The 17,206-nt window shown below is 34.9% G+C and carries 9 protein-coding genes and 1 pseudogene; 6 read left to right on the plus strand and 4 right to left on the minus strand.

Annotated features, from left to right (window positions below):
- Positions 1–25: 25 nt before the first annotated feature.
- Together ACRHNM_RS12890 and ACRHNM_RS12895 are read left to right on the plus strand one after the other, a co-directional pair.
- Positions 26–5,155 carry a beta strand repeat-containing protein gene (locus tag ACRHNM_RS12890; RefSeq protein ID WP_431137055.1) on the plus strand — a complete coding sequence of 1,710 codons (5,130 nt, stop codon included), beginning with the start codon at positions 26–28 and terminating at the stop codon, positions 5,153–5,155.
- 122 nt (positions 5,156–5,277) lie between these two features.
- Positions 5,278–6,240 carry a lipid A deacylase LpxR family protein gene (locus tag ACRHNM_RS12895; protein WP_431137056.1) on the plus strand — a complete coding sequence of 321 codons (963 nt, stop codon included), beginning with the start codon at positions 5,278–5,280 and terminating at the stop codon, positions 6,238–6,240.
- Between the two features lie 127 nt (positions 6,241–6,367).
- Here the strand turns inward: ACRHNM_RS12895 and ACRHNM_RS12900 are convergent, their stop codons facing one another.
- From ACRHNM_RS12900 to ACRHNM_RS12915, 4 genes are read right to left on the minus strand one after another with little or no spacing between them, the layout of a single operon-like run.
- Complete coding sequence (locus ACRHNM_RS12900) at positions 6,368–6,664, minus strand: hypothetical protein (RefSeq protein ID WP_431137057.1); 297 nt, start codon at positions 6,662–6,664, stop codon at positions 6,368–6,370.
- Positions 6,665–6,721: 57 nt separating this feature from the next.
- Positions 6,722–9,037 (minus strand): TonB-dependent receptor plug domain-containing protein, encoded by a 2,316-nt coding sequence (locus tag ACRHNM_RS12905; protein WP_431137058.1) that lies wholly within the window; start codon positions 9,035–9,037, stop codon positions 6,722–6,724.
- Positions 9,030–9,926, minus strand: coding sequence for a FecR family protein (locus ACRHNM_RS12910; RefSeq protein ID WP_431137059.1), 897 nt, complete (start codon positions 9,924–9,926; stop codon positions 9,030–9,032). The genes ACRHNM_RS12905 and ACRHNM_RS12910 overlap by 8 nt, the downstream gene beginning before the upstream one ends.
- A 59-nt stretch (positions 9,927–9,985) precedes the next feature.
- Positions 9,986–10,501 (minus strand): RNA polymerase sigma factor, encoded by a 516-nt coding sequence (locus ACRHNM_RS12915; protein WP_431137060.1) that lies wholly within the window; start codon positions 10,499–10,501, stop codon positions 9,986–9,988.
- A 354-nt stretch (positions 10,502–10,855) separates the two neighbouring features.
- Here ACRHNM_RS12915 and ffh point away from each other — a divergent pair, with 354 nt between their 5' ends.
- The 4 genes and pseudogenes from ffh to ACRHNM_RS12935 form a co-directional block, all read left to right on the plus strand.
- A complete protein-coding gene (ffh, locus tag ACRHNM_RS12920; RefSeq protein ID WP_431137061.1) occupies positions 10,856–12,184 on the plus strand; it encodes a signal recognition particle protein in 1,329 nt (442 codons plus the stop codon).
- A gap of 110 nt (positions 12,185–12,294) precedes the next feature.
- Complete coding sequence (locus ACRHNM_RS12925) at positions 12,295–13,170, plus strand: bifunctional 5,10-methylenetetrahydrofolate dehydrogenase/5,10-methenyltetrahydrofolate cyclohydrolase (RefSeq protein ID WP_431137062.1); 876 nt, start codon at positions 12,295–12,297, stop codon at positions 13,168–13,170.
- 22 nt (positions 13,171–13,192) lie between these two features.
- Positions 13,193–13,909 carry a TIGR02206 family membrane protein gene (locus ACRHNM_RS12930; protein WP_431137063.1) on the plus strand — a complete coding sequence of 239 codons (717 nt, stop codon included), beginning with the start codon at positions 13,193–13,195 and terminating at the stop codon, positions 13,907–13,909.
- 287 nt (positions 13,910–14,196) lie between these two features.
- Positions 14,197–17,206: pseudogene (locus ACRHNM_RS12935) on the plus strand (hypothetical protein); the annotation flags it as partial.

Consider the following 17,206-nt stretch of genomic DNA (forward strand, 5'->3'; position numbering starts at 1 on the left):
AAGTTTAACAAAAAACACTAATCAAATGAAAAACAAAACTACTCTTGTTATTGCATTCGCAATAACTTTATTATTAATGTCAGCATCTTCGTTCGCACAAATTGTGACGAATGGTGCAGATGATGGAACTGACGGAACATTACGGAATGAAATTGCAGATACACCAATTGGAGGAACAATCACATTTTTACCAACCGTAACAACTGTAACTTTAAACGGTGAACTTACAATCGATAAAGATCTTACAATTATTGGAACTCCATTACTTACAGTCACTATCGATGCAAATTTTAATGGCCGCGCATTTAATATAAGCTCAGGAAATGTATCGTTAAATGATTTAACGATTACCAATGGCGTCGCACCTGATGGAGGTGGCATTTATATGACCAATGCTGCAGTAACGATTAATGATTGTATTATTACAAATAACGTAGCTAATGCCTTAGGCTCACCAGCTGGTTCTGGTGGCGGAATTTTTAATGATGTTGGTGGAATTTTAGTAGTCAATGATTCTGAAATATCCTCCAATATGGCAAATAGAGCTGGTGGAGGAATTGAAGATAAAACAGCTGGAGGAACAACAATCACAACGACTTTAAATAATGTTTCTTTGTTAAATAATAATGCAGGCGTAACACCAGCAACAGCAGCACCTGGAAATGGTGGAGGAATCCATGTGTCTAGTAATGGTTCTGTAAATATCAATGGTGGTATTGCATCTGGAAATATTGCTGCACTTGAAGGAGGAGCCTTATGGAATGGCTTTGGAACCATGACAGTTGATGCCATGATTATTAATGGAAATGATGCACAAGGTAATGGTGGAGACAATGGAGGTGGAGGAATCTTTAACAACGGAGGAACATTAATCGTTCAAAATGGAACTACAATAACAAACAATACAGCATCAGGAACTTTAGGTTCAGGAGGAGGGATTTTTACATTAACTCCTGGAACTATTGATGTTGACGGACTTACAATAGAAAATAATACGGCTAATAGAGCTGGTGGAGGAATTGAAATCAATTCAGCATCTGGCGAAACCTATACGTTCAACGATGTAACATTAATTGGAAATACAGTAAATGGACCAGCACCAGGAAATGGTGGTGGATTGCATATTTCCGGAGCAGGAGATGTGATTTATAATGGAGGAACGGTTTCAAATAATACAGCCTTTGAAGGTGGTGGACTCTGGAATAGCGTTGGCTTAATGTCAGTTAACGGAACAACAATCACAGGAAATATAGCCAATGGAAATGTTACAGGTGGTGGTGGACTTTTTAATAACGGAGGAACACTTAATGTAGATGCTTCAACAACGCTAACAGGAAATTTAGCAGACGCACCAGATGTTGGTGGACGAGGAGGAGCTATTTTCAATAATACTGGAGGTATTTTAAACTTGGCCTCAGGATTAACAATATCAGGAAACTATGCCAGTAGAGCAGGTGGAGCGATTGAAGATAGTTCTGGAAATACTTTAGCTTTAGCTGGCGTGATTCTAACAGGAAACTCAGCTGGTGTTGATATTGGTTTAGGAAATTCAATTAGTCCAAACCCAGGAAATGGAGGAGCAATTCATTTATCAGGAACTACAAATGCAACTATAGATAACAGTACAATCACATTAAATTTTGCTGCTTTAGAAGGTGGAGGTTTATGGAATAACTTAGGAACCATGACCGTAGATAATACGTTGGTAGATGGAAATGATGCTCAAGGCGCAGATGCAGATACTGGAGGAGGAGGAATCTTCAATAATGGCGGAACACTCGTCGTTCAGAATTCAACAACCGTAACAAATAACTTAGCTTCTGGAGCTTCTGGTTCAGGAGGAGGAATTTTAAGTACAGATGGAAATGTAACAGTAAACTCATCATGGGTTGCTTATAATACATCAAGTCGTGCAGGAGGAGGAATTGAATTAATTGAAGGAAACCTTAATTTAATAAATACCACTTTAGACTTTAATACCACAGGCTCTTCACCAGGAAATGGTGGTGGATTGCATATCACTGGATCTGCTGATGCTTCTATTTTAGGCGGAACTGTAAATAGCAATATTGCTGCTCGTGAAGGAGGAGGGCTTTGGAATGGTTCTGGAACCATGACAGTTAATAATGTAACAATTGATGGTAACGAAGCTCAAGGTTCGGCTGCTGATGATGGTGGAGGCGGAATCTTCAACAATGGAGGAACGCTTAATGTTCAAGGAGGTACTACAATAACTAATAATAACGCAACAGGAACTTCAGGTTCAGGCGGAGGAGTCTTTTCAACTGATGGTGTTGTAACTATTTTAGATTCTGAAATATCTACGAACTCATCAAATCGTGCAGGTGGTGGAATAGAACTTATTGAAGGAACTTTAAATGTTACCAATTCAATGGTTAATTCAAATACAACCGGATCAGCACCAGGAAATGGAGGTGGACTTCATATCACTGGAGCTGCAAACTCTAATATTTCAGGAGGTGCATTTAATAATAATGTTGCTTCAAGAGAAGGAGGAGGCTTGTGGAATGGTACTGGAACCATGACTATCGTTGGTGTTCTTATAAATGCAAATACAGCAAGTGGACCAGCTGCCGATGATGGTGGAGCAGGAATTTTTAATAATGGAGGTACACTTTTAGTTCAGAATGGAACAACAATAAGTAATAACATTGCAGATGGAACTTCAGGTTCTGGTGGAGGAATCTTATCAGTAGGAGGAGATGTGACCGTTAATGCATCATCAATTACAACAAATCAAGCAAACAGAGCAGGAGGTGGTATTGAACTGGCTGGAGGTACTTTAAATCTTGTCAATGTAATTTTAGATATGAATAATGCAGGAGTTTCACCTGCAGTTGCAGCTCCAGGTTCTGGAGGTGGATTGCACGTGACGGGTTCTGCAACGACGAATATTTCTGGTGGCACTACTAATGGAAATATTGCTGCCAATGAAGGTGGTGGTTTATGGAATGGTTCTGGAATAATGACCATAGTCAATCATACAGTTAATGGTAACACTGCATCTGGAAATGATGCTACGATACCTGGAGCTGCTGGTGGTGGTGGAATCTATAATGAAGGAGGAACCTTAGATGTATCAGGCTCAACGATAATTTCAAATAATAATGCTGATGGTGCACAATCTACAGGTGGTGGAATTTTAAATGCTGCTGGTACGCTATTAGCAAATGGAATCACGATTGAAGATAACCAGTCCAATCGTGCTGGTGGAGGAATTGAAACTAATGGAGGTGGAGCAGTAACGCTTACTAATGTGAGTTTAAATTCTAATGATACTGGTGTTGTCACTGGAGCAGGTGCACCTGGAAATGGTGGAGCATTTCACGTTAGTGGTAACAGTATGGTTAATGTTACTGGTGGTACTATAAATATGAATACTGCTGCTTCAGAAGGTGGTGGTTTATGGAATGGTTCAGGAACTATGACTGTCGACGGAACTACTTTAGATAGCAATATAGCTCAAGGTGATGCTGCAGATAATGGAGGTGGAGCTTTATTTAATAATGGAGGAACTTTAATCGTTCAAAATGGAACAAGTATTATCAATAACATTGCAACTGGAGCTTCAGGTTCTGGTGGAGGAATTCAAAATGTTGATGGAGGAACTGTATCAGTTTCAGATTCGTCTATAACCGGAAATACAGCAAATAGAGCTGGTGGTGGAATTGAAGATAATTCTTCTGTTGCTTCTGGAACACTTACACTTACTAATGTAATCTTAAATAGTAATTCCGTAGGATCAGCACCTGGAAATGGTGGAGGATTACATATAACAGGTCCAGGTAATGCTGATATCACAGGTGGAACTGTAAACTTTAATTCTGCTGACAGAGAAGGTGGAGGTTTATGGAATGGATCAGGAATTATGAATTTAGATGCTGTAGTCATTGATGGCAATACAGCTTTAGGTTCTGCTGCAGATGATGGTGGAGCTGGAGTTTTTAACAATGGTGGAACCTTAAACGTTAGCAATGGAACAGTCATTTCAAACAACACAGCTACAGGAACTTCTGCATCAGGTGGTGGATTATTAAGTACTGCTGGTGATGTGACGGTTACAGATTCTTCGTTCGAAGCAAATTCAGCTAATAGAGCTGGTGGAGCAATTGAAATTATTGATGGAACATTAATATTCACAAACTCTATAATGTCTAATAACGATGTTGACGGAACTGCAGGAACAGCTGCACCAGGAAATGGTGGTGGATTGCATGTTACTGGAACATCTGGAACAGTAACAATTTCAACAAGTACCATAACTGGAAATGCAGCAGCTAATGAAGGTGGAGGACTTTGGAATCAAAATGGAACCACAATGAATGTCTCTGCATCAACTATTGACAATAATACTGCTGGCGAAGGTGGTGGTGTATTCGGAAATCCAGGAGCTGTTACAACAATTATGACGAGTACAGTTTCAGGGAACTCAGCATCAGTATCTGGTGGAGGAATCTTTAATACTGGAGCAAGTTTAGATATCAATGCTTCTACTATAGCACAAAATACATCTGCTGGAACTGGTGGAGGAATTGGTGCTGTAACAAATGTTACTCTTAAGAATACTATAGTAGCTTTAAATACCGCGAGTTCAGGAACTGATGTTTCGGGATTACTAACATCAAATAATTTTAATTTAATTGGGACTGATGATTTAGCGGTATTTACTGCTCAAACTAATGATATAGAAGAAGCTAATCCACTTGTTGGTCCATTACAAGATAATGGTGGAACAACATTTACGCATCAATTATTAAATGGTTCTCCAGCGTTTGATGCAGGTGATTCTGCTGATACGTTTACAGATCAAATTGGCCAACCTGTATTTGGAGCGTCTCGAGATATTGGAGCTTATGAATCTCAAATGGCATTATCTATTGAAAATTTCAATCAGAATGCTGTATTAAATGTGTATCCTAATCCAACATCTGGCGTGTTTAACATCGAAATTGGAACTTCAATTTCAGGTGATGTTAATCTGAAAGTGATTTCAATAAACGGAAGATTGGTAAAAGAAACACTACTGAAATCGGGATTAAACAGTATTGATATCAACGGAATGGCTTCAGGCTTATATATTTTAAGTATGACTTCTGAAAACAATTCTGTGACACACAAACTGGTTTTAGATTAGTAGTTAGTCCTAATTACTAAACTAGATTTGCTAGGTAAGCCGTCGAAAGACGGCTTTTTTTACGTGTCATTTTTCAAGATAACATTTTAAAACCAGATGAGGTCATATATCGTAAATAGAGTATGACAAAACAATTTACATGTGTACTTGTTGTCTTTGTTTTTTTCGGAATAGCAAATGCTCAAAAAATTGATCATCTGATTTCCTTCAGAAACATAGATAGTAACCGTTATTTCAGATTTAATTACGACAATGATTATTTTGCTGCAAGTGATGAAAATTACACTCAAGGTTATAATTTGGAATTTGTATCTCCTTATTTTAGTAAAAACCCAATCAATTCACTTTTAATTAAACCAGAAATATATCAGTTGAAATACGGATTATCAATAGAACATATTGGTTTTACACCAGATCGATACGATCTTCCTGAAATTCAGTTTAATGATAGGCCGTTTGCTGCAGCAATCATGCTTAAATCGTTTGCAGTTGCTCAGCATTCAGATAAACAACTAAGAATACATTCTTCAGTTAATCTGGGAATTATCGGACCTGGAGCTTTTGGTGAAGAGATGCAAGTTGGGATTCATAAAGCCACTGGAAATAAAGTGCCAAGAGGATGGAGGCATCAGATTAAAAATGATATTGTGGTCAACTATACTATTGGAATTGAAAAGCAAATTGTGAATTTTAATGATGTTGCATCTGTACAGTCTCAATCTAATTTAAATATAGGAACTTTATTCACTAATGCTTCAGTTGGAGCAAATGTTATTCTCGGACAGTTTAAAGATTCTTTTTCTTCAGAGAATAACCAAACTAATTTTCAAATCTATGTGTATGCGCAACCTGTATTTAATGTCATAGGCTATGATGCTACGTTACAAGGAGGTTTGATAAATCGTGAAAGTCCGTATACCATTTCATCTAAAAATATTGAGCGTGTTACTTCACAGTTTAATTTCGGAATGGTTATTCAAACTAAAACATTGTATTTTGAATATACACGTTCAAGCATCACCAAAGAATTTGACACTGGATCTTTAGCAAAATGGGGCGGAATTCGAGTTGGATTTACCTTTTAAGCTGGTTGATTTTTCGCTGAAAAGATTCAATAACATCCGTCTATTGAGCTATTGGGTTGCTGTTGATGTTAAATACATTTAGCACTTAAACATTGTGAGCGATTTAATATATTAGAATTTATATAAACTATACTTTAGTAGTGCCACTTTTTAATTCTTCAGTTTGTAATTCATCCATATATACAATAGGGACAGCATATAGTATTGGCATATTATGCTTGTGCTTTTTTCGTAAAATTTTATTGATGGGGTTGAACAAAAGCGCTTTAGTAGTTGCAACGATTAAAACCTCATTTACGTTTGAATGTCTTCCTACGACGTCTTTCAGGATGTAGTCATTCAAAACTAATTTTTCCTGACGCAATAATGCTGAAATTTCATTAGCTTGATGCATATCTTTACTAATAATATGTAATTGTACCATAGCTGTGTCATTAAAATTATATAGCTTAAAGGTAAGACTTGTTTTTCATAATTTTTGTTAAAACCTTACTCTAAAACTGATGTTTGGCGTAATGCCCAAAGATAAATTATCAACAGTTACAATGTTTCCATTTTCATCGGTTGCAAAATAGGTGTTAATAATATTTTTTCGGTCAAATATATTCCAGATAGAAGCTCCTATAGAAGCGTCTAATTTTGATCCAAATTTTAATTTATAAGTTGCAGAAATGTCTGTTCTGAAATAATTACTCAGGTTACTACTGTTAGGTGATTTGTACTCTATAATATTGTTTGTTGTATTTTGAGTGTTTGCTGGACGTGTAGTAGGCTTGCCTGAATGCCAATTGAAACCTAAGGCGAGGTTTAAGTTATTAATGGCATAAGTGTTTGCAAAAGTTACGGCATGTCTGATGTCTAAATTATTCCTAAAAGACATATTGTTGTTTAAATTATCAAAGGTATAATCATTATTACTAAAGGAATAACTTAACCAGGTACTGAATGTTTCAAATTGTTTGTTAATTAAAAAATCAACACCTCTAACTTGATACTTCCCTATTTCATTAACGAATTGAAATTGATTTTGAAATCCTTGACTTCGGCTGGTAATGCCTTCAACATTTTTAATAAAGGCTTCTGCACTAATAAACAGTTTGTTTTTATTATAGTGAATTCCGAAAGCACCTTGAACACTCTTTATAATTGGAATATCTTCATTGTTAGATAAAATCCAGCGTCGTTTTTCAATACCTAAAAAATCATTCTGTAAATCAATAATTTGTGAGGTAGTCTGACTTTTGAATTCGGCTAAAAACTCTAATCTAAAGTTGTTGCTAAGTTTATGACTTACCGAAAGTCTGGGCTCAGTAAAAAACTCTGAAAATTTTTCAATAAAATTTGTTCTAATCCCTATTCTGGCATACGTATTTTTGTCTGCGGAAGTAAATTCAGCTTCGCCATAAATAGAATGTGTTCGATTGACCTCTCTGACAAAGCTCGTAAAGTCTGGAAAATCAAGTTCTTCTAAATTACTAATAATAACCTCATTAAATTGATAACCACCATGTAACTTTAAATTGTCATCAATATGGTTGGTAGCATTGATTTTGATGCCTAAATCTTTGACTTCATTTTCCTGATTTTGACGCTGACTGTTAATGACGTCAAAATCGGTGGCTTCAAGATTATAGTTAGAAATATATAGTTGTGCTGTTGTTGTGAGTTTGCTATTCCAGTATTTTAAATACTGAACTCCAGCAGCAAAATTGTTTTGTTCTAAAGTATTTGTTAGTGATTGGTTTTCATCTACAAGTGACAGTTGGTCATAGGTGAGACTATTGTTAATGGTAGAAAAATTAAACCGAATTTGATCTTGGTCTGTAATGTCGTAAAGCAATTTAGTAGCAATGTCATAAAAGTAAAAACGCTCGTTGTTAGATACAATTTGAGCCGTGTTTTGTTGTGAATTAGAAAAATCTGAATCCTGAAAAACACGCTGCAAATATTGATTGTAGGTTGGTGTAAAAATAAAGTCGGTTAGAGAACGTCTGGCTGAAAGCTGAAGTTCTGCTTGTTTAGTTATTGGAACTTTAGTAAACCCATCAGCATGTATGAGATTAAAACCTGCTCCAGCTTTAAAATTTTGATCCAGGCTATTAGATTGCCGCATGTCTATAACACTGGAAACACCGTCGCCATAAATAACACTCGTTCCATTTTTTGAAACATTGATATCTGTTGTAAGATATGGATTGAAAGCAGATACCAATCCAAAAAAGTGTCCAGATTGATACATTTTTATACCATCCCAGAGAATTAGGTTTTGGTCATGTGTACCTCCTCTTACATTAATATTTGAAACTGTTTCGTCAACACTTAAAACGCCAGGTAGTGCTTGTATAGTTTGTAATATATCAGGCTCTATAAGTCCTGGAAGAATTCCGAAATCTTTAGTTTTAATAACTGTTTTACCATCACTTTTTTTAGAAATTCCTTTTGTCAAATAATTAGTGATAACAACTTCTTCAAGTTTTTGAGTGATAAATTCACTTAATGGATTAATTCGTTTTGAGATGACTACATTGTAGCTGTCAATTAAAATAAAATCGAGATTTGTTTCTGCTTTTAAGTAATCTAATACTTCTTCCAGAGTGAGGCTTTTATTTGGTTTTACAATATGGATTTCTGATATCGTTTGATCAACATAGGTGAAATTTATACTGTATTGTGTTTCTAATGCGATTAGTATGTTAACAAGAGGTTGTGGCTCTTCAGATGTATTTTGAGCAATACTGCTGTAAATACTAGAGAAAAATATAATTACAAAAAGATAAATGATACCTTTTTTACTCACGTTTTAGTATAATGATATTGTCAGTTTTACTGTACGTTAAATGTAACGGTAAAGTAATGGATTTTAAGGCAATTTCAATATCATTATGCGTAAAACTTCCAGTAAATAATTGAGAATCGTCAATATTTTCCAAAGAAATAATTACATCGTGCTGTCTTTGAAACTCAGCGATAACTTCGCGATATGGTAAGCTTTTAAAACGACTTTGGTTTTGTAGCCATGAAGGCGTCGATTGATTTTCTTTTTCTGTAATAATTAATTTACCATCTAAAATAAAGAATGAATCTCCTGGCAATAATTTAGTAGTATTAGTATCGTACGTTACCGCAACTTTTCCTTCGTAACAAGTGACTTCAAAATAGTTGTTACGTTGTTTTATATTGAATTGTGTTCCTAAAACGGAAACAACACCATTTTCAGTTTTTACATCAAATTGTGATCCTTTTGCAACTTTAAAGAAAGCTTCACCATCTAATGAAACGTCTCTATTCTCAGTCCAGTCACTTTTATTAAAAACAAGTGTAGACATCGCATTTAGTTCCACTATAGAATTATCTGGCAACTCTATAGATTGCTTTTGAGATGCCATTGTATTAATTATGGTATCTCTAGTTGTAGTGTAAAAGTATACACCAAAGCAAATAACAAAAACAGCTGCTATTTTTAGTGCAGTAGGCAACCAGCTGATACTGGTTTGCGAACTTGTTTTAATCGTACTCATGACCTGTTCTAAATTCTCAGAAGTATTGTAATCCGGAGCTTTCAGGTGTTTAAGGTTTGTGTCTAATTTACACAATGCATCATAATCTTCAAGCTGTTTAAAAGCCTCAAGTTCTTGAGCATTAAGACTGTGATTCAGCCACTTTTGTATGAGTTCTTCTTTGTTCATGATATGATTTACATCTATATAACAGTTATCCTCTAAAAATTCCTACCTTATTATTCTCATTATAATTCATCAATATCTTCTCTCAACTTTTTTAGTGCTCCATAAATTCGTTTTTCAACGGCTTTAGTGGAAATTTCCAGTAGTTCTGCAATTTCTTTGAAGCGTTTTCCTTCAACACGATTCATTAAAAAAGCAACGCGCTGTGCTTCTGTTAGATTGTTAATAGCTTTATTTAGTTTTTCTTGATATTCTTTTTCTTGTAAAATAAATTCAGGTGTTTCGTTTGTACTAGATTTAGGTTTTATTTGTTCATGTTTCCTGACAACCTTTTGATGAGCGTAGGCATTAAGCATTAAATTATTTGCTGTTGTAAACAAAAAGCTTTTAGCTTTATCTGGTGCAATTTTTCCACAGTTTTCCCATAACTTTATAAAAGCTTCCTGAACTTTATCTTTAGGGCTAAGTGCTCTGCCAAATTTATAATATAAGAAGTTATGAAGATCTTCAGAATATTTATGGAACAGTGACGAGAACAATTGTTCCTCACATATGTTGTCATTAAGCGGTTTTGACATAGTTTGTAACTTGAAACTAAGTTTGAAATTTAAACAAAGGTAGGGGATTTTTAGATTTAGCTGTTATATAATAAAACAATAGTCTGTATTATTGATTCAGTCCAATAGTTCATTAAATACTTATTAAAAAAAGACTGCTGTTTTATATTTTAAAAAAATAGTTAGCAAAACAGAACCGCTTGGTTTTTAGTTTTAGTTTTTAGTTGGTAAAAAGGATTGCTGCCATAGCAATCCTTTTTTTATACTTTAATTTATAGCGCATCACTTTATAAATACACTACAAATACTTAAATTTGCAACTTTCCAAATACATGTAAATTAATTATGGTGTATTAACTAATTTGAAGAAAGACTATGTTTAATAATTTAAATGAAAAGTTAGATAAAGCGTTACATGTTTTAAAAGGGCATGGAAGTATTACGGAAGTCAATGTTGCCGAAACGTTAAAGGAAGTAAGAAGAGCATTGTTAGATGCCGATGTTAACTTTAAAATAGCTAAAGAGTTTACTAATAAAGTTAAAGACAAAGCTTTAGGTCAAAATGTTTTAACAAGTTTACAACCAGGTCAATTAATGGTCAAACTTGTAAAAGACGAATTAACTGAGCTAATGGGAGGAGATGCTGAAGGCATTAACCTTTCTGGTGCTCCTACAGTTATTTTAATGTCTGGTTTGCAAGGTTCTGGTAAAACAACCTTCTCCGGTAAATTAGCCAATTACTTAAGAAACAAGAAAACGAAAAAACCATTATTAGTTGCCTGTGATGTGTATCGTCCTGCAGCAATTGATCAGCTACATGTTGTTGGTAATCAGCTTAATATAGAGGTTTATAGTGATAAAGGAAATAGTGATCCTGTTGCAATTGCACAAGCTGGTATTGCTCACGCAAAAGCTAATGGACATAATGTTGTTATCATTGATACTGCTGGTCGATTAGCAGTTGATGAGGCAATGATGACAGAAATTTCTAATATTCATAAAGCTATTCAGCCTCAGGAAACACTTTTTGTTGTGGATTCGATGACAGGTCAGGATGCTGTGAATACGGCAAAAGCTTTTAATGATATCTTAAATTTTGACGGCGTTATTCTTACCAAATTAGATGGTGATACTCGTGGTGGAGCAGCAATTTCTATTAAATCTGTTGTAAATAAACCAATCAAATTTATTGGTACAGGTGAGAAGATGGAGGCGATTGATGTGTTCTATCCGTCACGTATGGCAGATCGTATTCTTGGAATGGGAGATGTGGTATCTCTTGTTGAAAGAGCTCAGGAACAATATGATGAAGAGGAAGCCAGAAAGATTCAAAAGAAAATTGCTAAAAATCAGTTTGGATTTGATGATTTCTTGAAGCAGATTCAGCAGATTAAAAAAATGGGTAATATGAAAGATCTTATCGGAATGATTCCTGGCGCAGGAAAAATGATGAAAGATGTTGATATTGATGATGATGCATTTAAAGGAATCGAAGCCATCATTCATTCAATGACTCCTGAAGAACGATCTAATCCTTCAGTTATAAATGCGAGTAGAAAAAAACGTATAGGTAAAGGTTCTGGAACCTCGGTTCAGGAAGTAAATCAATTACTGAAGCAATTCAACCAAATGAGCAAAATGATGAAGATGATGCAAGGTGGAAAAGGAAAAGCGATGATGCAAGCCATGAAAGGTATGAAATAACAACTCATGAAATCATAAATGTCACCTCGAGCGCAGTCGAGAGGTCTCTATTAGATACCAGAAGTATTAATTTGATCTCGACTGCGCTCGAACTGATAAATAAATCCAAAATGACAATTCTAGACGGAAAAAAAGTTAGTAACGACATTAAAGACGAAATCACAGAACAAGTCAAAAAAATGAAAGCTAAAGGTGAAAAAGTGCCACATTTAGCTGCTGTTATTGTTGGTAATGATGGTGCAAGTTTGACTTATGTAGGCAGTAAGGTTCGTGCGTGTGAGCGTGTTGGATTTGAATCGACTATGGTTCGTATGTCTAATACTACGAGTGAAATCGAGCTTCTGGATAAAATTGAAGAGCTAAATCAAAATGACGATATTGATGGTTTTATCATTCAGTTGCCACTTCCACCTCAAATTAATACTCAAAAAGTATTAATGGCTGTAGATCCAAGCAAAGATGTTGACGGATTTCATCCTGAAAACTTCGGAAAAATGGCATTAGATATGAGTACATTTATTCCTGCAACACCTTTTGGTATACTTGAATTATTAGATCGTTATGCAGTTGAAACTAAAGGAAAACATACCGTTGTTATTGGGCGAAGTCACATTGTTGGACGACCAATGAGTATTTTAATGGGACGTAAAGGCTTTCCTGGAAATTCTACAGTGACACTAACACACAGTCACACAAAAAACATTACACAAATTACTTCACAGGCAGATATTATCATTTCAGCACTTGGTGTTCCTAACTTTTTAAAAGCTGAAATGGTAAAAGATGGAGCTGTTATTATAGATGTTGGAATCACAAGAGTTTCAGACGAAAGCTCTCCAAAAGGGTATATCATCACAGGTGATGTTGACTTTGAAAATGTGAGTAAAAAGGCAAGTTATATTACTCCTGTACCTGGAGGTGTAGGTCCAATGACGATTGCAATGTTGCTTAAAAACACTTTACTGGCCAGAGAACAGCGTATGTAATTCAATTTAGTTATCTTGTTTCGTGTTTTTTATAGCTTCAAGATTAATACAACGTGTTACTATTGGTTCACCTGAGCATCTTTTGCCTATTGGTATTGCTGTTTTGTGCTCATTTCTGTTAATCCGATTTGCTAAACAATCTTCTGATCAAAAACTAAAATTAACATTATTCAATGGTTTAGCAGTTTTTGTTTCTTTAAGTGTCCTGAGTTTTCATGTGTACCATATTTGCTTTAAATCTTATGATCTAAAAACAGATTTACCTTTGTATTTATGTAGCTTAATTGCATTGTTAATTCCTGTATTCTCTTATTTTAGAAGGTATTGGATGTTTGAGATTTTAGTGTTTTGGATTATTGCGGGAACAATACAAGGTGTCATAACTCCTGATATAGCTGTTGGTTTTCCAAGTTTTGATTATTTTAGATATTGGATTGTTCACTTAGGCCTTCTGTCTATTATTTTTTATGCTGTTTTTGTTTTTAAAATGAAACCTAAATTTATAAGCATCTTTAAATCTTTTTTTGCACTTCAATTGTATGTGGTTTTTATGGTAGTTATAAATTTTCTGCTAGATGCCAACTATTTTTATCTTAATCAAAAGCCTAAATCAGCTTCACTTTTAGACTATTTTGGTGAATGGCCCTATTATATAATAATTGCTCAACTCATAATAATACCTCTATTTTTGATTATTTATGTCGGATTTTATTTGTCATCTATAAAAAAAACGAACTGAGTTGTTTTGTATACTGTTGTTAAACAGTTATTTAATAGGGTTTTATAGTTGGAAAAAGAAATTTCTCACAACAAAAATCTTTTAAACTCCTTTTTCTGGAAATTGTCTAAAAGTCATTTAACCATATTCATTTTTTTGTACATTTCATTAAATATAATATCAAATTCTCCCTGCAGATATTATTATCACAGTAGCATTTTTTTGGTTGATTAATAGCCTATCAACCCAAATTTACAATACTCATGTAATCAGTTTATGTTTGGTTTAACAAAATAAAACCAATCATTATGAATGCTGTAGCTAATAATTCAACTGAAACTTGTTGTCAAACTAACAACACCTTATTCTCTAAATCAAAAGTCAAAAAGCAATTACTGTTTTTTCTGACTTTTTTATTTTTTAGTACTTTTTCAATTCAAGCGCAAACGTACTGCGAAGACATTCCAGGAAGAGATTGTGACGATTGTCCAAGTTTTTTGGTTGGTAATAATCCAGACCTTGGCGTTAGTTGTCAAGAAACTATTAATGTTATTCTTATTCTTGATGAATCAAATTCAATCGGTAATGCCAATGCAGAAAATCAAGTAAGAGATGGAGTATTAGCTTTTTTACAGGAACTTGAATGTACACCTGTCAACGTTGCCATTATTGAATTTGGATCTGTTGCTAATTATGTTGTAAGCTCATATACACCTGTTTCAGGTGTAGTTGCAGGTATGACAAATTATTTTGCTGGAACTTCGTATAATGGTCAGACTTACAATCCAGATCAAGGTAATCTAGGAGGTACTAATTGGCAAGCAGCATTACTAAGAGCTAATGCGTTACCAACTGCAGATTTATTATTGATGTTTACAGACGGACAACCTACAACTTACTCACCAAACGCAGGTAATCCAGGATCAAGTTATGACTTTTGTGATTCAGGTGCAGCAACTGAAGAAGCTGAGATTTATAACGCAGCAATTTTAGCCAATATTATTAAAGGTAAAGGAACACACATGTTTGTTCTTGGTGTAGGAAATGCAGTCGCAGGTGAAATTCCAAATATTTCAGGAAGCGATGTTTATAATTCAAGTATTAATACTATTGCCAATTCAGATTATGAGATTGATGCTAATATTAATAATGTAGCAGCTTGTTTTCGTAATCTGGCAAAAAGTTTATGCCCAATCATCGTAAATATTCAAGGTACCACAATTTGTGAGAATGCAACTAATGGCGTTATTGATGTTACATTATCAACATTAGCAAATGGACCTTTTACAGTTACTGTAACTCAAGGAGGTAATCCAGTAGACACTTTTGTAACAAATCTTAAAGATTTTTCAGTAAGTAATCTGCCAGCAGGAACATATACAGTTACTGTTGAGGCAGATCAAGATTGTTATTCTGAAGGAACTAAAAATGTTACAATTTCAACAAGTTTGCCAATAGCTGTCATTAATGGTCCATTAGAAATAGATTGTATTGATGACACCGTTACATTAGATGGTACAGGAAGTACTGCTTCAGGTGTTTCTTATTTATGGACGACTAACGATGGTTCTTTTTCAGGTCCAGTTAATCAAATAACAGCAACTGCTACTTCAATAGGTACTTATACCTTAACAGTAACTGATACTGAAGCAAACTGTACAGCTACTGAAAATATAGAAATTACAGCAGATGAAAACACGCCAACAGCAGATGCAGGAGCAGATAAAGAACTTAATTGTGCAACATTGGAAGCTACCTTAGATGGCTCAGGAAGTTCAACGAATCCTGATGCTGATTTATCATATACATGGAGTGGACCAAATGGTTATTCAGCTTCTACAGAAGATATCACAGTAGCCGAAGCAGGTACATATACATTAACGGTTACAGATAACGACAATGGATGTACAGCAATGAGTAGTGCTGAAGTAACTGAAGATACGATTCCTCCTGTTTTAGATGATCCAGACTCTATATTAGATATTAATTGTAATGATCCGTTGCCAACACAACAAATTTTAACTGCTACAGATGATAATGGTGTAACCGTTGCGCCTAGTATAGACCCTTATACAGTTGATGTTTGTAATGGTTATGCTGTTACATATAGATGGACTGCCACAGATGATTGTGATAATTCAAGTGAAAAAACAGTAACTTTTAACGTGTTGTCTTCACCAAACTTAGAGGTGAGCTGTCCTCAGAATGTAAACTTACCAGCATGTTCATCTGAACAAGCTATAATAGATGCATATAATATTTGGGTGTCAGAGATTACCGTTAGTGGAGGGTGTAACACAACTTCAAATATAGAAGACATTCCACCTTTACCAGCATATGATTGTACATCTGTAGTACTATTAAATTTTACTTTAGAAGCTTCAGATGATTGCGGAAGTATATCCTGTGAAACAAGATTTTTGGTTGATGGTCCAGAGACATTATCAGTTGGTTGTTCGACAGATGTAAATTTACCAGCTTGTTCAACAGAGCAAGAAATTTTAGATGCATATACCAGTTGGGTTGACGACTTTTTAGCTGAAGGTGATTGTAACTTAACCTCCAATATAGGAGATATACCAGCGCTTCCAGCATACGATTGTGAAGCAGGAATTGATTTACAGTTTACTTTTACAGCAAGTAATACATGTGGTACTGTATCATGTAGTTCTTCATTTGTAGTTCAGGATGAAACTGATTTGGAAATAAGTTGTCCAACAAATGTAGCTTTACCATCTTGTTCTTCAGAGCAAGATATAATAGATGCTTATAATTTATGGGTATCAGAAATAACAGTTAGTGGTGGATGCAATACGGTTTCAAATATAGGAGACATTCCAGCATTGCCTGCGTATGATTGTGCTTCAGCAGTTGTATTAAATTTTACTTTAGAGGCATCAGATGATTGCGGAGTTGTATCCTGTGAAACAAGATTTTTGGTTGATGGTCCAGAGACATTATCAGTTGGTTGTTCGACAGATGTAAATTTACCAGCTTGTTCAACAGAGCAAGAAATTTTAGATGCATATACCAGTTGGGTTGACGACTTTTTAGCTGAAGGTGATTGTAACTTAACCTCCAATATAGGAGATATACCAGCGCTTCCAGCATACGATTGTGAAGCAGGAATTGATTTACAGTTTACTTTTACAGCAAGCAATACATGTGGTACTGTATCATGTAGTTCTTCATTTGTAGTTCAGGATGAACTTGATCTTGAAGTGAGTTGTCCAACAGACACTAGTTTAGATTCATCATCAACACAACAGGAAATACAAGATGCCTATGATGCTTGGAAATTAGGATTCACATATACAG

It is taken from the genome of Psychroserpens mesophilus (assembly GCF_050617655.1).
Taxonomy (GTDB): Bacteria; Bacteroidota; Bacteroidia; order Flavobacteriales; family Flavobacteriaceae; genus Psychroserpens; species Psychroserpens mesophilus_A.

Bases quoted from the DNA above. Each gene is read 5' to 3' on its own strand.
- ffh (WP_431137061.1), top strand. From the start codon at position 10,856: ATGTTTAATAATTTAAATGAAAAGTTAGATAAAGCGTTACATGTTTTA.
- ACRHNM_RS12895 (WP_431137056.1), top strand. From the start codon at position 5,278: ATGACAAAACAATTTACATGTGTACTTGTTGTCTTTGTTTTTTTCGGA.
- ACRHNM_RS12915 (WP_431137060.1), bottom strand. From the start codon at position 10,501: ATGTCAAAACCGCTTAATGACAACATATGTGAGGAACAATTGTTCTCG.
- ACRHNM_RS12925 (WP_431137062.1), top strand. From the start codon at position 12,295: ATGACAATTCTAGACGGAAAAAAAGTTAGTAACGACATTAAAGACGAA.
- ACRHNM_RS12910 (WP_431137059.1), bottom strand. From the start codon at position 9,926: ATGAACAAAGAAGAACTCATACAAAAGTGGCTGAATCACAGTCTTAAT.
- ACRHNM_RS12890 (WP_431137055.1), top strand. From the start codon at position 26: ATGAAAAACAAAACTACTCTTGTTATTGCATTCGCAATAACTTTATTA.
- ACRHNM_RS12900 (WP_431137057.1), bottom strand. From the start codon at position 6,664: ATGGTACAATTACATATTATTAGTAAAGATATGCATCAAGCTAATGAA.